17 protein-coding genes are annotated in these 19,719 nt (G+C 58.9%); 4 read left to right on the top strand and 13 right to left on the bottom strand.

Translation table 11 applies throughout. The features are described from left to right. Positions 1-173 precede the first annotated feature (173 nt). The 6 genes from G411_RS18865 to G411_RS0101150 are packed head-to-tail and all read right to left on the bottom strand — an operon-like array spanning position 174 to position 6,588. The gene (locus G411_RS18865) at positions 174-1,028 is read right to left on the bottom strand and encodes an HpcH/HpaI aldolase/citrate lyase family protein (protein WP_022957335.1); all 855 of its coding nucleotides are present in this window, start codon (positions 1,026-1,028) and stop codon (positions 174-176) included. Positions 1,029-1,049: 21 nt separating this feature from the next. Further along, on the bottom strand, positions 1,050-1,904 hold the full coding sequence (locus G411_RS0101170; protein WP_022957334.1) for an HTD2 family dehydratase: 855 nt from the start codon (positions 1,902-1,904) through the stop codon (positions 1,050-1,052). Next, a complete protein-coding gene (locus tag G411_RS0101165) occupies positions 1,901-3,133 on the bottom strand; it encodes a CoA transferase (protein WP_022957333.1) in 1,233 nt (410 codons plus the stop codon). The genes G411_RS0101170 and G411_RS0101165 overlap by 4 nt, the downstream gene beginning before the upstream one ends. Before the next feature lie 55 nt (positions 3,134-3,188). After that, a complete protein-coding gene (locus tag G411_RS0101160) occupies positions 3,189-4,205 on the bottom strand; it encodes an NADP-dependent oxidoreductase (RefSeq protein ID WP_022957332.1) in 1,017 nt (338 codons plus the stop codon). A gap of 35 nt (positions 4,206-4,240) precedes the next feature. After that, positions 4,241-5,374 (bottom strand): acyl-CoA dehydrogenase family protein, encoded by a 1,134-nt coding sequence (locus tag G411_RS0101155; RefSeq protein ID WP_022957331.1) that lies wholly within the window; start codon positions 5,372-5,374, stop codon positions 4,241-4,243. Positions 5,375-5,397: 23 nt separating this feature from the next. Beyond that, the gene (locus G411_RS0101150) at positions 5,398-6,588 is read right to left on the bottom strand and encodes an acyl-CoA dehydrogenase family protein (RefSeq protein WP_022957330.1); all 1,191 of its coding nucleotides are present in this window, start codon (positions 6,586-6,588) and stop codon (positions 5,398-5,400) included. Positions 6,589-7,134: 546 nt separating this feature from the next. Here G411_RS0101150 and G411_RS0101145 point away from each other — a divergent pair. Then, positions 7,135-8,382 carry an MFS transporter gene (locus G411_RS0101145; protein WP_157581082.1) on the top strand — a complete coding sequence of 416 codons (1,248 nt, stop codon included), beginning with the start codon at positions 7,135-7,137 and terminating at the stop codon, positions 8,380-8,382. A 217-nt stretch (positions 8,383-8,599) separates the two neighbouring features. Here the strand turns inward: G411_RS0101145 and G411_RS0101140 are convergent, their stop codons facing one another. From G411_RS0101140 to G411_RS0101110, 7 genes are all read right to left on the bottom strand, one after another. Then, positions 8,600-9,820 carry a cytochrome P450 gene (locus G411_RS0101140; RefSeq protein ID WP_028968031.1) on the bottom strand — a complete coding sequence of 407 codons (1,221 nt, stop codon included), beginning with the start codon at positions 9,818-9,820 and terminating at the stop codon, positions 8,600-8,602. Then, positions 9,820-10,029 (bottom strand): ferredoxin, encoded by a 210-nt coding sequence (locus tag G411_RS0101135; RefSeq protein ID WP_051151222.1) that lies wholly within the window; start codon positions 10,027-10,029, stop codon positions 9,820-9,822. Before G411_RS0101135 ends, G411_RS0101140 begins: the two co-directional genes overlap by 1 nt. A 61-nt stretch (positions 10,030-10,090) precedes the next feature. Next, positions 10,091-11,311, bottom strand: a complete 1,221-nt coding sequence (locus G411_RS0101130) for a CaiB/BaiF CoA transferase family protein (protein WP_022957327.1) — start codon at positions 11,309-11,311, stop codon at positions 10,091-10,093. 24 nt (positions 11,312-11,335) lie between these two features. Then, on the bottom strand, positions 11,336-13,705 hold the full coding sequence (locus tag G411_RS18860; protein WP_022957326.1) for a CaiB/BaiF CoA transferase family protein: 2,370 nt from the start codon (positions 13,703-13,705) through the stop codon (positions 11,336-11,338). A 66-nt stretch (positions 13,706-13,771) separates the two neighbouring features. Next, on the bottom strand, positions 13,772-14,191 hold the full coding sequence (locus tag G411_RS0101120; RefSeq protein ID WP_022957325.1) for a Zn-ribbon domain-containing OB-fold protein: 420 nt from the start codon (positions 14,189-14,191) through the stop codon (positions 13,772-13,774). Between the two features lies 1 nt (position 14,192). Further along, entirely contained in the window at positions 14,193-15,338 is a 1,146-nt protein-coding gene (locus G411_RS0101115) for a thiolase family protein (protein WP_022957324.1), read from the bottom strand. A 27-nt stretch (positions 15,339-15,365) separates the two neighbouring features. After that, complete coding sequence (locus G411_RS0101110; protein ID WP_022957323.1) at positions 15,366-16,520, bottom strand: acyl-CoA dehydrogenase family protein; 1,155 nt, start codon at positions 16,518-16,520, stop codon at positions 15,366-15,368. 271 nt (positions 16,521-16,791) lie between these two features. Between G411_RS0101110 and G411_RS0101105 the strand changes: the two genes are divergently transcribed. The 3 genes from G411_RS0101105 (at position 16,792) to G411_RS0101095 (ending at position 19,711) form a co-directional block, all read left to right on the top strand. Next, positions 16,792-17,574 (top strand): SDR family NAD(P)-dependent oxidoreductase, encoded by a 783-nt coding sequence (locus G411_RS0101105; protein ID WP_022957322.1) that lies wholly within the window; start codon positions 16,792-16,794, stop codon positions 17,572-17,574. Positions 17,575-17,611: 37 nt separating this feature from the next. Next, complete coding sequence (locus tag G411_RS18855) at positions 17,612-18,508, top strand: enoyl-CoA hydratase (protein WP_022957321.1); 897 nt, start codon at positions 17,612-17,614, stop codon at positions 18,506-18,508. A 75-nt stretch (positions 18,509-18,583) separates the two neighbouring features. Next, positions 18,584-19,711, top strand: coding sequence for a CaiB/BaiF CoA transferase family protein (locus tag G411_RS0101095; RefSeq protein ID WP_022957320.1), 1,128 nt, complete (start codon positions 18,584-18,586; stop codon positions 19,709-19,711). Positions 19,712-19,719: the final 8 nt, after the last annotated feature.

Below are 19,719 nucleotides of genomic sequence, written 5' to 3'. Positions count from 1 at the left end.
AGGCCCTCTTCGGAGGGCCTTTTTTATGGGTGATTGTTATCGATGGGATGAAGCAAGTGGACGGGGTTCAACAAGAAAGGGAAGTAAATAATCAGTGAATAGGATAGGGGAGTAGCGAAACGTCCGTGTTCCGCATCGGCAGGTCGGCGGGGGCAGAGGAGCCCGCGCGGTAATCAGGATACCGCGGCCAGCAAGCGCTCAGCTCTTTCCGCAACGGGTAAATCAATCATCTGGCCATTGAGGGCGGTCACGGCTTGTCCCTGCTGTTTGGCCTGTTCCCAGGCGTCGAGGATCGCCTTGGCCTGTTCAATGGCTTCGTCACTGGGTTTAAAGCATTGGTTAGCGGCCGTTACCTGGTTGGGGTGGATGCACAATGCGCCATTGATGCCAATCTCGGCCCCGTGCACGGCGGCAGCGGTATAGGCATCCATATCTCGAAATTCGGCAATGGAAATGGGTACGCCCAATGCCATCAGGTGTCGGCTTGATGCGGCCAGTGCGATCTGGCGAGCTGGGTAGTCGAGCAAATTGGGGGTGGGGCGGACACCGAGTTCCAGACTGAAATCTTCCGGGCCGAGGGCCAGGCCGATGACGCGCTCTACCTTGGCGATGTCGTCGAGTGCAGTGAGGCCGGCGGGGGACTCGATCAGCGCGATCAGGCCGATGCTGCCAAGGGGCAGTCCGCGCTCTACTTCAAATTCACCCAGCATCTCGCCGATGACCTCGGCGTGGGCGGCGCTTTCGACCTTGGGCAACATAATCGCGGAAACCGCGGGGCAGACCGCCGCGTTCAGATCGGCCATGACCGCTTGCCAGCCCGTGTTGATGCGCACGGTGACGGTGACACCGGCATCGTGGAGCTGTGTCGCTGCCGCCGCGATGCCTTCGCGGGCCGAGGCTTTTGCATCGGCAGCCACGCCGTCTTCCAGATCGAGGATGACGGCGTCGGCACCCACGCTGGCGGCCTTCTGTTGACGGCTGGGGTTGTCGGCGGGAACAAACAGCAGTGAGCGCCAGTGGTTTTGCATAAGATTCTCCGGCTTTTCTTGTCAGTCTATACGCACAATGGCGCTCATGGCGGTACTGCCGTCGCAGCGCAGGGCCTTGAATTCGTGGCAGCCTTCGGCGACGTCGGGGCGCGGACCGCCATGACACAGGCGCACAGTCTGCTCGACAAAGAGCGGAGCCGTGGCGCGGAAGTTAAACTGCGTCAGGGGCGCTCCGAGTTGCTGTTGAGCGTAGGCGAACAGCTTCACGGCCGTGAAGGGCCCGTGAACCACCAGGTCGGGATAGCCTTCTTCGTTGACCGCATAGGGCTTGTCGTAGTGAATGCGGTGGCTGTTGAAGGTCACGGCCGAAAAGCGAAACAGGTCCACGCGGTTGGGCGTCCAGAGGACTTCGTTGGGCTGCGCATCGGTTGCGCTTGGCACAATCGCCGGTTGGGGCGCGCCATCGTCGCGGAAGACAATGGTCTGTTGCTCCAGTACACAGCGTTTGCCGTCCTGCGTGACTTCACGCTCCACATCCATCAGCACCAGCTCGCCGCTCTTGCCGCTGCGGTGCTTCAGATTGGTGATGGTGGCGGTCAGCGCAGCGGGGCGCTCCAGTAGCAGTGGTGCTTCAAACTGCATATTGGCCGCGGCGAACATACGGCGAGGCAGGCTGACGGGCGGGACAAAGCCGCCGCGCTTGGGGTGGCCGTCGGGGCCGATATTGCGGCTGCCTGCCAACGGCAGGAAAAATGCCCAGTGCGCCAGCGCGGGGAGCTGTTGCTCCACATCGAGGTTGGCGTCGGTGGCGGCAGCGAAGCGGCGCAGGGTCGCGATGCTCAGGCTCTCCTCGTGGCGCTCGGTCTTGCCGACCCAGCTCTGCCAGTGTTCAAATTCCTTTGGATCAATACTCATGCTGAGGCGCCTCCGTTAGCGACAATCCCTGCGTCATGCAGGCGGCCAATTTCATGCTCGGGCAGGCGCAACACCTCGGCGAGCACTTCGTCAGTGTGGGCGCCCAGTACCGGCGCGGCCTGCAGGGCGCCGCGAGGCAGCTCGCCAAAGCTGGCAGCGGGACCAGCAGCGGGGTAGTTCATCCCGCTGGGGTTGTCGATGCTGGCGAAGATGGGGTTGCCATTCACCATGCGGCCATCCTGAGTGACTGCTTCATGAACCGTCTGGTAGCGACCCCAAGTCACTTTGTGGGTATCCAGTACCTGGCCCAGTTCTTCGCTGTTCCACTCGGCAATCGCGCTGGCGAGAACGCCGCAGAGGGCTTCGCGGTGTTCGTAGCGAATACCGGCGTCGGAGCCAGAGAAGGAAATACCGGTCTGGCTTTCCAGCGCGGCCACTTGCTCGCCCACATTCAGGGCTTTGACCAGGCCTCGCCACTGGTTGCCGGTCAGGGCCACCAACATGATGCGGCGGCCGTCTTTGCAGAGAAAATCCCGTCCCAGTGCGCCAAACAGGTCATTGCCGCAGCGCTCACGATCACCGCCGCTTTCCAGCACTTCGGCGACTTGGCCGGTGTGGCTGAGGCAGGCCATCGCCACATCTGACAGCGGCAGACGCACGTCGTGGCCACGGCCACTGCGTTGACGGTCATGTATGGCAGACATCATCGCAAATGCCGCATAGGCACCGGTAATCAGGTCCCAAGCCGGCAGGCTGTGGTTGACCGGACCATTGTAGTTGTCCGGGCCGGTCATCAGCGGCACGCCGCAAGCGGCATTCACCGTGGGGTCCATCGCCGGAGCCCCGTCGGCCCAGCCCATGACGCGCAGGCAGATGATATCGTCACGCTTTTCTTTCAGGCGGTCATAGGACAAAAAGCCGTTGACCGGATAGTTGGTGACGAACAGCCCCGCATTGTCGCCGGGCGCAGTGGCAATGGCGACGGCCAGTTCGCGGCCTTCGTCGGAGGACAGGTTCAGGGCAACAGATTTTTTACCCTTATTCATGCCTTCCCAGTAAAAACTTTTGCCGTTGCTGGCGACGGGCCAGCGGGTGAAATCGGGGCCGCCGCCAATATTGTCGAAGCGGATGACCTCGGCGCCCATTTGCGCCATGTGCATGGTGCAGGAGGGGCCTGCGATAAATGCGGCGCCTTCGACGACGCGCAGGCCTTGCAGCAGCTTGTACATACAGAAACTCCGTGAACGCCGGAGCAGGGCGCCCCGGCGGCGATTACAGTGTGGGTCAGTCTTGTGCCGGACGCAGGTCGACCAGCATTTTGCCGAAATTGTTACCGGTAAACAGTCCGATCAAGGCGTCCGGCGCATTCTCCAGTCCCTCCACAACGCTCTCTTTCCACTTCAGCTTGCCGTCGGCCAGCCATTGGTGAATATCGCGTTGGAAGTCGGGCTTCATATCCTCGTGGAAAGACACAATATAGCCCTGCAGTTTCAGGGCCTTACCCATAATGAGGACCAGATTGCGCGGCACCGTTGGTGCGCCGGTAAGGTTGTATTGCGAAATCATGCCGCAGATGGCAAACCGGGCGAAACGGTTGGCGACGGCAATTGCCGCTTGCAGGTGGTCGCCACCGACGTTATCGAAGTACACGTCGATCCCCTCCGGTGCGGCACGGGCCAGGGCTTTGGTCAGGCTGGGTTCGGCTTTGTAGTCGATCACTTCGTCCACGCCCAGTTCGTCCTTCAGATAGGCTACTTTCTCCGGCCCGCCCGCCGAGGCGATAACTTTGTGGCCCTTGAGCTTCGCAATTTGGCATACCAGTGAGCCGACAGCGCCTGAGGCGGCGGAAACGAATACCACATCGCCGGGTTTGAGCTCGGCAATGCGCAGCAGGCCGACGTAGGCGGTCATGCCGGGCATGCCCGCAATGCCAAGAAAGGCCTGCGGCGGGATCTCGCCGACATCGATTTTCTCTAGTGCGTCGGCCGGGGCATTGACAACATCGCGCCAGCCCAGCTCGCTGCGCACAATATCGCCGACCTGAAAATCGGGGTGGCGCGATTCTTCAACATGACCAATGGCCAGGCCGTACAGGGCCTCATTCAGCTTAAACGGCGGTTTGTAGCTTTCGACATCGTGCATTCGCCCCCGCATGGCGGGGTCGACGCTCATCCAGTCATTGCGCACTCTGATCTCGCCGTCAGCAAGGGGCGGCAGCGGGGCGGTCACAAGCGCAAAGTCCGCCTTTGAGGGTAGGCCCGTGGGCCGATTGATCAGGTGTATCTGCTTTGACTCGGTCATAACGGGCCTCTCAACACTCGGCGACGAAGGGATGCTTAAAAGCCGGACAGGCGGGCGTAGCGAAGGCGATGATAGGAGGCATTGCCATAGCTGGCCGCCGCTGCACGCGCACGCTTGATGTACAGCCCGGCGTCGTGTTCGTCGGTCATGCCGATACCGCCGTGCATTTGAATCATCTCATTGGAGATCAGCTTCAGCGTATCGCAGGCCAGTACCTTCGCCAGCGAGGCCAGTTGCGAGAGGTTGTCCTGCTCATCGTCGACTGCCTGCAGGGCCGCTTCAATGGCGCTGCGAGTCAGTTCCAGTTCGCCCAGCATATGCGCAGCGCGGTGCTGCAGGGCCTGAAAGGAGCCGATAATGGCACCGAATTGCTCACGGATTTTCAGGTATTCCAGGGTGACGTCGAGGGCTTCGCTGGCATTGCCCAGCATCTCGGCAGCCAGGGCAATGCAGGCGCGATCAAGTACGGGCTCGACGATATCGGCAGCCTTACCTTCCTCGCCAAGCAGCGCATCGGCGGAGAGTTGTAGCTGCTCGAATTCGTAATGGGCGACATCACGGGCATCAATCTGGTGGCGGGGGCTGCGGCGAAGACCATCGGCTGCGGTATTCACGATAAACAGGCTCAGGCCATCCCGGTCACCCGGATTACCCGACGTACGGGCCAGGACAATTGCCAGTGTTGCGCTCATGCCCTCGGCAATCGCGGTTTTGCTGCCGTTCAATTGCCAGCCGTCACCATTGCGCTCAGCCCGTAACGCGGTGTTAAACGGCGCGTGTTGGTGGTCTTCGTCGATCGCCAGTGCTGCAATCATCTCGCCGGTGGCGATGCCGGGCAGGAACTCCTGCTTTTGCTCTTCGCTGCCCGCCAATACCAGCGCGCTGGCCGCCAGTGAACAGCTCAGCAGCGGAGAGGCCGTCAGTGTTTTGCCCAGTTCTTCCAGAACCAGTCCGAGGCCGGTGAAACCGAATTCGACGCCGCCGTAGGCTTCTGGAATCAGAATGCCTGCCCAGCCCATCTCAGCCATTTCCTGGTACAGCGCGGGCTGAAAGCCATAAACATCGCGGCTTTCTTTGAGTTTGCGCAGTTCTGTCACAGGCGCGCGCTCACGCACCCAGGCAGCCGCTGCGTCCTTGAGCATCATTTGTTCGTCGTTGAGAACAGCCATGTAGTTGCCTTGTGTTCTTCAGGTTATTTGGCGCTGGGCAGGTTGAGTACCCGCTTCGCAGTGATATTGTTCTGGATCTCGTGGCTGCCGCCGTAGATCGAGAAGGCCTTGCTGTACAGCCACGCTCGCGTCACGGCGAGCTCCTCATCGCTGTAGCCCTCAGCTTCCCAGCCGAGTCCCCGGTAGCCGAGAATTTCGACACTGAGCTCGGACTTTGACTGCTCGACACAGGCACCGAGGTTTTTAACCACGGAAACGGCAATGTCGCTTCGCACGCCCGCATTCTCGGCATCGCTGATGCGCTTCAGTGTCAGCTTGTAAGCCTGACTGCGGATTTGGTGTGTGGTGAGTCGGCAGCGCAGATCGGGGTCGACGAGCTGGCCGTTCTCGTCCACGCCCACGTATTCTTTGGCAAGATCGACGACATCGGGGCCTGCGCGGCGGACATTGGAGAGGCCGTTGCGCTCATGCTGGAGCAGTCGTTTGGCAATCGACCAGCCTTCATTCAGCTGCCCGAGCAGATTGGCTTTGGGAACTTTGACGTCGTTGAAGAACACTTCGCAAAAGTGCGTGATGCCGCTGATCAGTTCGATGGGACGGACATCGATGCCGGGCGAGGTCATATCAATCAGCAGAAAGCTGATGCCGGTGTGTTTAACGCTGGTATCGGTTCGTACGAGGCAGAAACACCAGTCGGAATGGTTGGCAAAGGAGGTCCATACTTTCTGGCCGTTGACCAGCCAGTGGTCACCTTTGTCTTCACATTTGGTTTTCAACGAGGCCAGGTCTGAGCCTGCGCCCGGCTCCGAAAAGCCCTGACACCAACTGCTTTCGCCGCGGGCGATGACCGGCAGGTGCTCGAGTTTTTGCTCTTCAGTGCCGAACTCCAGCAGGGTCGGCCCCAGCATCATTGGCCCGTTACCGAAAATAGGGTTGAAGGCATTCAGTTGGCTCATTTCCTCCTGAAATACCTCGGCTTGTTCGGTGCTCAGGCCCGCGCCGCCATATTGTTTTGGCCAGGTGGGAACGCCCATACCGGACTCGCCCATCAATGTCTTCCATCGGCAGAAATCCGCATTGGCCCGCGCTTCATCGGGGTTGGTCTGGTATGTCAGTGACGAGGCATTCTTCAGTGAGGGCGGGAAGTTGTCAGCCAGCCACTGGCGGACTTCTCTGCGAAAGGCATCGCCCTCAATTGCGGCAAAATCGGTCATGGTGAAGTCATACTCTGTTATGTCTTGTTGGTGGCGTTACCAACTTTTTAAAATTGCATTAAAGGTTAGAATTAGTTATACCGCAGCAATTAAGTCAATGCAACACGCGCGTGCAGTTTTCGTTGCGTCTTTGTGGCGGCGATAGGCATCAGAATGAAACGTTTTTCGCGAGTTTTTCCGTGTTCGGTGCCGCGAGGTATGTGGCCTGTGTGGAAAGGGCTGGTCGGCAAGTGAGCTATCTAACGCTCAAACTGTGATCTGGGTGGGGAAATCGGGTGGGCAGCTAAAGAGGGTGTGTCAATCCCAATATTGCTCTTGTGGTTAAAATTGTTGCGCCGCAGGCGGATGCCGTGCATGGTTAACGCCTTACAGATGTACTCAGTCGAATAATAAAAAGTATCTCCTTCACACCGCTGTTGCGCCGATAGCGAGCCTCAGCCCGACGTTCAGCGTTAGTTCTCGCTATGCGGGATCATCCAAAGAGACAGCTTGTTGTTCGAATGCAGTGCTATTGGACAAGTCGATGAGCCTTTGGAGGGATATGCCGTGAATACGAGAGGTGCGAGCAAAGGGATTGTGGATACGGGGGCTGTGAACACGGGGCAGCAACATCGCAATCCATGGGAGCTGCTGGTGTACGTTGTGGTGATGCAGGCCGTTGTGGTGGGTATCGCGTTCTATTCTTTTACCTTCTTTGTTACGCCGTGGGTGGAGGCCTTCGCTACCTCGCGAAGCACGCTGATGATCGCGGCCACCGGTCTCTCGATAGCGATAGCGGTGGTGTCGCCGTTGTGTGGTTGGTTGTTGGATAAGCTTTCCAGCCGGGCCCTGCTGTTATTCGGCGGCGCTTCTTTTGCGCTCGGACTGTGCGCCGTGTCGATCGCTTCCCATGTTTACTGGATTATCGCGCTTTTCACTTTCGTATTGCCGTTCGGGATGTTGTTTTCCGGTACGTTGATGGCGTCATCGCTTGTTGCGCGGCGTTTTTCCTCACACCGGGGGGCGGCCCTCGGTATTTCGGCGCTGGGTTCCTCCATTGGCGGCTTTGTGATTCCGCTGTTGGTCGCCTTCCTGTTGAGTCGCTACGACTGGCGGGCCGCTTTCCAGATATTGGCGGCGCTGGTTATGTTGGCCGTCGTCATCCCCGGCATCCTGCTGGTGGGCGGTGATGAGGCCGACGATAGCGGCCAGGAAAAAAGCGCTGCGACGTCGAATGATGGCAAACACCTGTTGTCTGCGGCGGTGCTTAAGCTGGGTATTGCCTTCTTTGTTCCGAATTTGTTGTTCGTGGCCACATTGCACAATCTCGGCACCTTGGCGGCCGACCAAGCGGTCATCGCGCCGCAGGCTGCGCTGGTGGTCAGTGTGGCGTCGTTCGTCATGGTATTGAGTAAGCTGGGTTCCGGCATGCTGTGTGATTGGGCCGGGCATTGGTGGCCCTATCTCTTGCTGTTGATCAGTCAGCTTGCCGGTTTACTGGCGCTGGGACTGTTCTCCGGCTTCATTCCGCTCATGCTGGGGGTCGCCTTGCTGGCCGTGGGAACCGGTGCCAGTCTGCCGCTGGTGTCCTCGTATATTGTCGACCACTGGGGTGCGGAGCGCTTCGGCCGTGTTATGGGGGTGGTCTTTGCTGTGGGCAGTACTGCGGGCGTTGGCGCCGTCGTCGCCGGGGGCATACGGGATGTCACTCGCGGCTATTCTCTGGCATTTATCCTGTTCGCGGCGCTGTTAATACCTGCAGCCTGGTGTTTCTTCTCTCTGCCGGCGGTCAAAAAACCGGCTGCGAATCAGTGAATAGACAATGGCGTTCCTGCCGGTCAGAAAAGCGGCAGGGGCTCTAGGCTGCAGAGAAAGGGAGCGCAGGGAAGGGAGCAGGCAGAACAGAATATAACTGGACGGAGAGGCGCGAGTCACGCACCGACAAGGTCGGTACGTGACGCGGTTGTACTTAGTCCTGGTAATTGTAGTCTTGGGAAATGTTAGTCTCAGGAAATATGAGTCACAGGAAACATTAGTCCCAGGAAATTTCCAGAGATTGCACGCCGAATACAAAGCCGCCGTGGGCAACGGGTTCAGTGCCGTTTTTTACACGGAATGGCGGGATACGCTTCATCCACTCCTCGAGTGAGGCAACCAGCTCCCGGCGGGCGAGGTGAGACCCCAGGCAGCGGTGAACCCCGTAGGCGAAGGCCATATGTCGGTTGGCGTTGCGTTCAAAGTCGATCTTGTCCGGGTCGGGAAATTCATTGGGGTCGCGGTTGGCGATTTGCGACGCGCAAGTGATGAGATCTCCCGCTTTGATCTGTACCCCGGCCAGCTCGGTGTCTTGCTTTGCCACGCGCACCATCTGCACAGTGGAATAGGCGCGCAATAGCTCTTCTACGGCATTGGGAATCATCTCCGGCTTTTCCCGAAGGGTCTGCTGGTCGTCCTGGTGTCGCGCAAGATGGCTGAGGTCGAAACCAATGCCCGCTGCAACGGTGTCCAGGCCCGCGATAAACACCAGCACGGCAATGCCGCGCACTTCTTTATCGCTGAGGCGACGTCCATCGACCTCGGCGTCGACCACAAAGCTCATAAAGTCATCGGCAGGCGTGCTGCGGCGTAGCTTGGCCAGATCGTCGAGGTAGGCGATCACCTCCATGGCGGCATCGGTGCGATGCTGGGGCGTTGCGGGATGCAGCAGGTTGGTCGCCCAGCCGAGAAACTCTTTCATGCGCTCTTTGGGCAGGCCGAGAAACTCCAGGAAAATACTGACCGCGTAGGGGAAGGCAAATTCGCTCATCACCTCGCAAGACCCTTTGTCTTTGAACGATTCAATGAGGTCTATGGCCCGCTGACGTACCTGAGCTTCCAGCTTTTCCATTCGCTGGGGTGAAAACAGCGGGTTGAGCAGCTTGCGGAAGGTGGAGTGGTCCGGTGGATCGATTTCCAGTGGAATCAGCGGCCAGTTCTCACCCAATGCGCTGGCGAAAATACTGCGGTGGCTGGAAAACGTCTCGGTATCGCGCAGCACAGTGCGCATATCGTCGATACTGGTCAGTACCCATGTGCCCTGGCCGTCGCGGGTGTTATTGGGTGAATAGAAAATGCGTGGCCCCTTACGCAGCGCCGACAGCGACAGATGGGGGTCGCCACCAGGGGTGGGGGCCATGTCTTTGGCTGTCCAGAAATTGAAACTGCTGACGAGATCCTGTGGAACGTGTGAGGGGATTTCAGCGTTGGTGAGCATTATTCTTCTCCTTTTCTCATACGCAGTGCATGTTCGGGGCACGCGCGAATTCCCTGTCGTACGGTTTGCTCCTGGTCGCTGGCAATGATCTTTTCGTCAAAGCCGATATAGCCTTCTTCATCAAGTGCAAACAGTTCCGGGGCGATGGCGTAGCAACGCGCATGCCCCTGGCACTTTTCTGTGTCGGCTTGGATTTTCAGTGATGGCATAGCTTCTCCTTATTATTAACAGCTATGGAGCCTCAGCTCGGATGGTGTTGAGCCTCCTCGGTTAAATCACTTGTCGTTCCCGCAGTTCAGATAGCGCATCGCTGTCCAGTCCCAGCATCTCCTGAAGCACTTCGTCGGTGTTTTCGCCGAGTACCGGTGGCCCACGATCGTAGGGTGTCGGCGAATCGGACAGGCGCAGTGGTGTCGCCATACCGGGTACGGTGCCTTGCTGGGAATGGGGCAGGTCTTTGCGAATCTGGCGGTGAATGACCTGGGGATCTTTAAACACTTCTTCCAATGTGTTGATCGGGCCGCAGGGCACCGAGACAGCTTCAAGCTTTTCGTACAGCTCGGCGCTGCTCAGCTTGCGGGTCTCGGCTTCGATCAGCGGAATCAGTTCGTGGCGGTTTTTCACCCGGCCCGACATCTTGGCAAAGCGCGGGTCGTCGGATAAGTCGGAACGGCCGAGCACATCCATCAGTTTGCGATACTGGTTGTCGTTGCCAGTGGCGATGATGACGTGACCGTTGGAGGTCGGGAAACTCTGGTAGGGCACCACGACCGCGTGGCCATTGCCCATGCGCTTGGGTGATTCGCCACTGACCATATAGGCGAGCGCCTGATTCGCCATGTTGAACACCTGCACATCGAGCAGGGCAATATCAATATACTGGCCTTTGTTGCTGCGATGGCGTTGGTTCAGTGCGCCCAAGATGGCAATGGCTGCATACAGGCCCGAACTAATATCGGCAAAAGCTACCCCGGCTTTCTGAGGGCCACCGCCAGGCAGGTCATCGCGCTCACCAGTTACGCTCATCATGCCGCCCATGGCCTGAATCAGGAAGTCATAGCCTGCACGCGGGGCGTAGGGGCCGTCCTGACCAAAGCCCGTAATGGAGCAGTACACCAGCCGCGGGTTGATTTCCTTCAGGCTGTCGTAGTCCAGACCGTACTTCTTCAGGCCACCCAGCTTGTAGTTTTCTACCAGTACGTCGGCCTTGGCTGCCAGTTTGCGGATGATTTCCTGGCCTTCTTCCGAGGCAAGGTCAACCGTGATGGAGCGTTTGCCGCGGTTGGCGGACAGGTAATACGCGGCATCGGCGGGTTCACCGGTTTCCGGATCATTCAGGAAAGGAGGCCCCCAGCGGCGGGTGTCGTCACCCTCGCCGGGCTTCTCTACCTTCACCACGGTGGCGCCCAGATCGGCGAGAATCTGGGTTGCCCAGGGACCCGCCAGTACACGGCTGAGGTCCAGTACAAAAATATCGTCAAGAGCCCGCATGTTTCGTCTTTCTCCAATAACTCGTTACACCGACAGCACTTGCTTGCCGGAAATCAGGCTGTCGATCTGCTCGCTGCTGTAGCCCAGCTCAGCCAGTATCTCGCGAGTGTGGCCGCCGAATTGCGGGGCAGGACCTTTGCGGACTGCCGGGGTTTTCGACAGGCGGTTCACAATGCCGACTTCGCGAATATGGCCATACATCGACGTGGGCTGATCAAACACGTGACCATGGGTTTCTGCCCACTCGGCTTTTTCGAGGAAGTCGGGCAGCCAGTGGTCGTCCGCTGCGATTTCAATCGCGGCTCCGGCGGCGTCCAGCGCCTGGAAGGCGTCCTCTGCGCTATGGGCGGCGAAGTAGGGTTGCAGAATGTCCAGCAGTTGGGCGTCGTTCTGTGAACGGGCCTTGGCGGTGGCAAAGCGCGGATCGTGGGCCAGTTCGGCCTGACCAATACCTTTGCACAGCCCGGCAAAGTGCGCGTCAGAGGTGCTGGCAATACAGATCCAGCGGTCGTCAGCGGTCTGGTAGAGGCGATCGAGCGCGTTGAAGCCCATCTGGTCCTTGTCCATGCGCAGGCCGTAGACGGTCTCGCGGTTGGCATTCAGGAAGTGCTCAGAGGTGGTGAACAGGCTGGAATGTACCTGTGGGCATTCCAGATAATCGCCTTTGCCGGTCTTCGCACGGTTTTGCAGGGCCATCAGGACGCCGACCGCGCCAAGGAAACCGTTGTTGTAGTCCTCGTTGCCGTAAACGCTGGGGATCGGATCGTTCCCCTCGCCAGCGCCTTCGTACAGCAGGCCGCAGAAGCCGCTGATCAGCGGGGCGAAGCTTTTCAGTTTGGACTTGGGGCCGGTGGAGCCGTAGCCGGGCAGGTAGGCGTAGATCAAATCGGGTTTGATTTCGGTCAGGGCCTCGTAGCCAATGCCGAGTTTGTCGGCTTTGCCGGGACGCATGTTGTGCATCACCACGTCGGCGGTGGCGACCAGTTTTCTGACGATTTCCAGACCTTCTGCGGTTTTCAGGTTGACGACGATATCGCGCTTGCCACGCTGACAGCCTTCAAACGGGTCGGGCAGCGGACGCATCTGGTCGCCGGATGGCGTTTCGATCTTGATTACATCGGCGCCCATGTCTGACATCAGCTTGCCAGCATAGCCACAGGCGAAGAAGGAGCTGAGGTCGAGAATGCGAATGCCTTCCAGGGCGTGGCTGAGCGGCTTGCCCTTGCTGTTACTGGAGGGTTTGCCTGGCTGTTGCAGCAGCGCGTCAAGCTCGGCGTTGTGCTGACCGACTTTGGGGGCCGGTTTGATGCTGGCACCACCGGCGCGGCGGAAGCGAATAGCCGGACCCGCCTGATGGATCGTGCCGAAGTCTTCATCGGGAATTTCGACGCGCTGTTCGAGGAATTCCACCTGCTCATCAAGCAGGACTTCGGCCGGGCGCAGCACGGGCAGCGAAGCAATATCGGCCTCGTGGAACAGCTTCAGCCATTCGGCGCGGGGCTTTTTCTTAAAGGCGTCGTAGATTTCCACGCGGGCAATCTGATACTCATCGTCACTGAGCGGCACGGCCATTTCCGGACCGTCAATGGCTTGAACGCGATCACCGAAGCCGAGAATATCCATGGCGCGCTTGAACGAGCCTACACCGCCGGTGTGCATTTGCAGGTATTCGCCGTCGGCACACTGGAACTTGGTGGTGACCAGACGGGTGTGGCCGAAGGGCGTGCCGGTTTTACTGGCTTTGGCGGGACGCTTGATATAGGAAATGCCTTCCGGGTGCCACCACCAGTTCATCGGCGACTGGGCGAGGAAGGAATCAAACAATGAAGCTTCCACGTCCTGGCCGATGCCGGATTCATGACGGGCACGCAGTGCGGCGAGAATGTCGATAACCGCGAGAAAGGCCTGGCCGTAATGCAGGGCTGGGTGGCCCATATACAGCGGACCGTCGCGGTAGGGACTGCCTTTTTCCAGCATGCCGCCGAGGCGGGCAGCGACCAGCGATTCGCCGTAGGGGCGGTCTTTGAAAGGGGTGTCCTGGCCGTAGGCGGTGAGTCCGCAAACAATCAGTTCCGGGTTGCCGGCTGACAGGCTTTCAGCGTTCAGACCAAGCGCGGCGGCTTCGGGGGCTTCCAGCGAGTGGATCAGCACATCTGCCGAGGCGGCCAGCGCCTTAATTTTCTCCAGTTCCTCGGGCTTGTGCAGATCCAGCTCAATGCTTTTCTTGTTACGGTCCCAGCCTTTGCGCACCAGTTCGTGAGCAAAGTGGTTGCCGCCATGGGGCTCAATCTTGATGACGTTGGCGCCGTGGTCGGCCAGCAAGACACCGGCGATGCTGCCGGGCATGACATTGGAAATTTCCAGGACGGTGAGTCCTTCCAGTGGGCCTTGCATGGTGTTATCTCCTGTTATCGGTATGTCGTCGCGCCGCGGCAGAGCCAAACGGCGCGATGGAATGTCTCAGGCTGCAATGGGTTCAAAGGCCGGTAGCCAGTAGTCACCAATCTGCACGGGGCGCAGGCGAACAGACATGTCGCACTGCGGCTCGCTGCCGTCGTCGCTGATAAAAAGACCGGGGACCCGTAAGTGGGGGGTATCCTTTGATGCGACCAGAACTACCGTAAACGGCACTTCGTCGCGGTGATCGCCCGGCAAAAGGCTGCGCTCGATGGTGGTGAAGGTATACACCACGCCCTCGGTTGAAACCGGCTTCCACACCAGCTCCGCCTCTGGATGGCAGGGCAGAACTTCCGGGGGGTACCAGTGAAACTTGCCACATTCCGAACAGGCACTCAGGCGCAGTTCTCCCTGGGCCAGGCCGTCGTAGAAGGGCTTGAGAAGATCGCTGTCGAAACGCGGGGGAAAAACGGGAATGCCCATGTTAAGCCCTCGTCAGAATAGTGGTGGAGTGGGAGTTGCCGCCCAGACCGGCGACGGCGCATACCTTGGCGTCCGGCACCTGGGCCTCACCGCGTTCATGGCGGAGTTGACGAACCGCTTCAATCAGCAGGTTGATGCCGGGCACATAGCCGCCGGACATATGCCCGCCGCTGGTGTTGATCGGCAACTTACCGCCGGGCATGGCATGTCCCGCATGGAAGAATTTGGCGCCTTCGCCACGCTCGCAGATGCCCAGCATCTCGGTTTGCAGAATGGCGGAAATGGCGAAGCAGTCATAAACCTGCGCCAGATCGAGATCCTTGGCGCTCATTCCGGCCATGGCATAGGCTTTGGCCGCCGAGCCGCGACCGGGCAGTTCCAGCAGGTCGGGGTTCTGGGTCAGCACCATGGACTGTGGCCAGGGATTACTGTGCATGGCGACCGCAGCAACATTAATGGGAGGCTGCTTCAGGTCGCGGGCACGCTCGGTGCTGGTAACGATGTAGGCGCCGGCACCGTCAGTCATCAGGCAGCAGTCAGCGGCGCGCAGGGGCGAGGAAATCATCGGGCTTTTCTGATAGCCCTCAAAATCCATCGGTGACTGTTTCTGTGCGTTGGGGTTCATGGTGGCCCAGCGACGGAAGGTCAGCGCCACCGAGGCAAGCTCTTCTTCGGTCAGGCCAAACTCGTGGCGATAGCGATTGGCCATCGCGGCGAAGTAGGAGGGCTGACCGTAGTAGCCCAATGGCATTTCCAGGTCGGCTTTCAAGGGTTCGCGACCGTGGAACATATAGGGGCCGCCGGGCGCGGAGCAGGAAATCCCGTAAGGGACGAGTACGTAGTTGGCCAGTCCGGCCTCAACCGCAAGCTGTGCCAGCATGACCGCGGAGCCGGTGGTGGCCGTGCCACCAGCGACATCGGTAGTGGCGGTGAACACGTGCTGCGTAACGCCCAGATTAAAGCAAAGGTCGTCGGTGGAGTGGTTCATGCGATTGCCAATCACACCGTCGATATCCGATATCTTGAGTCCGGCATCGGCAATGGCCTGACGGGAGGCTGCCGCCAGCATTTCTATGGGGGTGGCCTCGCTGGCGCGAACGTAGGGCGTTTCGCCTACGCCGACAATAGCGACCTGTGAGCCTTTCATACTCGTTACTCCTGAAATCCGTGCCAGTTAGGCCTGATCAGCGGCATTGCGGATCATGGTTTTGGCAATGATCATCTGTTGAATCTGCGAGGTGCCTTCGTAAATGCGCAGCAGGCGCACATCCCGGTAGAAGCGCTCCACCTTGTATTCCGCCATATAACCGGACCCGCCGAGAATCTGTACCGCGCGATCAGCAACGCGGCCGACCGCCTCGGTGGCAAAGTATTTGAGGCAGGAGGCGTCCATGCTGACTTTCTCGCGGGCATCGAATCGGGCCGCCACGGAGGTCAACATGGATTCGATAGCAAGACGCTCGGTCTGACTGTCGGCCAGCATGGCCTGAATCAGCTGGAATTGCGCGATGGGCTGGCCGAACTGCTTGCGCTCGGTGGCGTAGCTCAGACTTTCGTGGATCAGGCGATCGCACATGCCCAGGGCGACGGCGGCGATATGAATACGGCCGCGGTCCAACACTTTCATCGCGGTTTTGAAACCCTGTCCGGGGACACCGCCGATAATGGCCGAGGCGGGCACTTCGCAGTTATCGAAGATCACGTCACAGGTTTTGGAGCCGTGTTGCCCCATCTTCTTGTCGACCTTGCCAAAGCTGATGCCGGGCGTATTCGCGGGGACAACAAAGGCGGAAATGCCACCCGCGCCGGGCACATCTTTTTCAGTGCGGGCCATCACGGTGAAGACCGCTGCGCGCTGAGCATTAGTGATAAAGCGCTTGGTGCCGCTGATACGGTAGACGTCGCCATCTTTAACGGCGACCGTTTTCAGTGACGCGGCGTCAGAGCCGGCTTCAGGCTCGGTAAGCGCAAAGCTGGAGATGGCTTCGCCGGTTGCCAGTCTGGGCAGCCACTCGCGTTTCTGCTCTTCACTGCCATCCATCATGATGCCTTGCGAGCCAATGCCGACGGTGGTGCCAATCAATGAGCGGAAAACGATCGATGCGCGAGTGAGTTCGCGAATAATCTGCGCTTCTTCAGACATGGTCAGGCCGATGCCGCCGTATTCTTCCGGAATAGAGAGGCCAAACAGCCCCAGCTCACGCATGGCCTGAATGATTTCCTCGGGAATATCGTTTTCTTCTTCCAGTCGGTTTTCAGCGGGAATCAGGGTGTTATCCACAAACCGGCGCACGGTGGTGCGCAGCAATTCAAAGGTCTCGTTATCCATACTCTTTATCTTTAGTAGTGGGGCGCGCTTTGCGACATGCAGGGCGCTGCCCGGATTAAAGCGCTTGGATGAAATTAGCAAAAGCAGCAATCTGACGTCAAGAACAAATTTGCACTTATATGTAAAATTCGTATTGCAATAGCGAGGGCTTTTGAGATAAAAATAGCTCCTGTTGTTCAGGGGCTCTGGTGGGCGTCTGAAAAAGATCTGTTTATTACATTGCGCAGCGTTGCCGGTGGTAAGAGAAACATCGCGTTGCGAGGGGAGAGATATGAAGCTTGATAGTTCAGTGGCTGCAGTGGTCACAGGTGGTGCCTCAGGGTTGGGTGAGGCAGTGGCCCGCGCATTGAGTGCGGAGGGCGTGAAGGTCGCGCTGTTCGATATGAATGCCGAGCGCGGCGAACAGGTCGCTGCCGAAATTGGCGGAGTGTTCTGTCAGGTGAATGTCACCTCTGATGACGATGTCGTTGCAGGGTTTGAGAAAGCGCGCGCGGCCCACGGTCAGGAGCGCATTCTGGTTAACTGTGCGGGTACCGGTAAATCCGTGAAAACCGCGAGCCGCGATCGCAACACCGGTGAAACCAAGCGATTCCCGATGGATCTGTTCAACAGCATTATCCAGATCAACCTGGTGGGCACCTTCCGCTGTATCGCCAATGCTGCACAGGGCATGCTCGATCTGGAGCCGATGGAAGATGGCGAGCGCGGCGTGATCATCAATACCTCCAGTGCGGCGGCTGAAGACGGCCAGATCGGTCAGGCGGCGTATGCCGCGTCTAAAGGTGGCGTGGTCAGTTTGACGCTGCCGGTCGCTCGCGACCTGATGAACGACGGTATTCGCGTTAACACCATACTGCCCGGCATTTTCGATACGCCGCTGATGAGTCGTGCGCCAGACAATGTCAAAGAAAGCCTGGCGCAGGGCGTGCCGTTTCCCAAGCGCTTTGGCGCGCCGCAGGAATTCGCGCAGCTCGCTGTCTGCATGGTGACCAACAGCTACTTCAATGGCGAAGACGTACGTTTGGACGGCGCAATTCGCATGGCGCCGCGCTGATCGCGGCGGTTTTACTCATTACAGATAGGTTATCGATATGGCGACCACAGATCAGAATACGGAAAACACGGCAGGCGCGGACACCACGCCGGAATTCGTCAGCTACGAAGTGAAGGGGACGACGGCCTGGATCATGTTGAACCGGCCCGAATACAGCAATGCCCAGAACTACCGCTTGCTGAATCAGTTGGATGACTGCTTCAAGCGGGCAGTGGAAGACGAGGAAGTGAAGGTGATTGTGCTGGGCGGCGAAGGCAAGCACTTCTCTGCGGGTCACGATATTGGTACGCCAGACCGCGACCGCATGATGCCGCGTGAGCGCAAGACACTGTGGTACGACCACGTCGACAAGCCCGGTGCCGAGCTGCAGTACGTACTGGAGCAGGATGCCTACCTCGGTTTCTGTCGTCGCTGGCAGGAAATTCCCAAGCCCACCATCGCCATGGTGCAGGGCGCCTGTGTCGCGGGTGGTCTGATGCTGGCCTGGGCCTGTGACCTGATCGTGGCGTCGGAAGACGCGTTCTTTCAGGACCCGGTGGTGCGTATGGGTGTGCCGGGCGTGGAGTATTTTGCCCACGCCTTTGAGCTGCCGCCGCGCATTGCCCGCGAGTTCCTGATGCTGGGTCGCCGCATGCCTGCGGATCGTGCCTATATGTATGGCATGGTTAACGCGGTAGTTCCTCGCGATGAGCTGAAAGCCAATGTCGTGGAAATGGCTGATGAGTTGGCTGAACGTTCGCGCTTTGGTCTGGCATTGACCAAGCAGGCGATTAATTTTGTGGAAGACCTGCGTGGCAAGCGCACGTCGATGGATGGTGTTTTCCACATGCATCACCTGGCCCACGCCCACAATCAGCTGCTCAGCGGCAATCTGGTAAACGGCCTGGATGCCAAAGCGATGGCAGACGCCAACCGTCCCAAAGAAAAGAAATAAAACATGACTGCAGCCCTGCCTGTTCTCAGGCGGGCAGGGCTGCTTATCAGCGACGCAATTTAAGGTTTAAGTGTTATGTCACAAGGTCCGCTTAAGGGATTGAAAATCATCGAGTTTGCGGGGATTGGCCCCGGCCCGTTTTGCGGCATGCTATTGTCCGATCTCGGCGCTGATGTCATTCGCATCGACCGCAAGGGTGGCGCTCCTGGCGGCTCTGACGACGTGACGTTTCGAGGACGTCGCTCAGTGGCGCTCGATCTGAAAAATCCCAAGTCGGTGGAATTGTGCCTGTCGTTGATGGCTACCGCCGATGTGGTTTTCGAGGGTTTTCGTCCCGGTGTGATGGAGCGTATTGGCCTTGGGCCCGACGTTGCATTGGCGCGTAATCCCCGCCTGGTATACGGCCGCATGACCGGTTGGGGGCAAACAGGCCCCTATGCGATGGCCGCTGGACACGATATTAACTACATCGCCATCAGTGGTGCGCTGCATGCTATGGGCGGGCGCGACAAGCCGGTTCCCCCTCTGAATGTGGTCGGTGACTTTGGTGGTGGTTCGCTGTATCTGGCGCTGGGTATTCTGGCCGGTGTGCTGCACGCCCGCGAAACCGGTGAAGGTCAGGTGATTGATTGCGCAGTGAGTGATGGTGCGGCGTCGTTGATGTCGATGTTCTACGGTTTCAAAAGCTCTGGTCGCTGGAAGGATGAGCGGGAAGCCAATGTACTGGATGGCGCGGCGCCGTTCTATGATGTGTACCAGTGCGCGGATGGCAAATGGATTTCTCTCGGCCCCATTGAGCCGCAGTTCTATGCGCTCATGCTGGAGAAAACCGGCATCGACGATCCGCAATTCCAGAAGCAGATGTCCCGCGAGGATTGGCCAGAGTTGAAGGAAAAGCTGGCGGCGGTGATCGCGCAGAAGAGCTGCGCCGAGTGGTGCGAGATTCTGGATGCGACCGATGCCTGTTTTGCACCCGTGGCAAGTCTGGAGGAGGCGCCGAAGCATCCGCACAACGTGGCCCGCGAAACCTTCGTGGACATCGACGGGGTGGTTCAACCGGCACCGGCACCGCGTTTTTCCGCAACGCCCGGCGCCATTCAGGGGCCACCGCCGCGGCGCGGTGAGCACAATGAGAGCGCATTGAGTGACTGGGGCGTTTCTGCTGAAGACATCGATGCTTTGAAATCTGCTGGTTCTCTGTAAACCTTGCG

It is taken from the genome of Spongiibacter tropicus DSM 19543 (genome assembly GCF_000420325.1).
Taxonomy (GTDB): Bacteria; Pseudomonadota; Gammaproteobacteria; order Pseudomonadales; family Spongiibacteraceae; genus Spongiibacter; species Spongiibacter tropicus.
The sequence above is the reverse complement of the archived record's forward strand: the minus strand, read 5'-3'. Positions and strand labels throughout refer to the sequence as shown.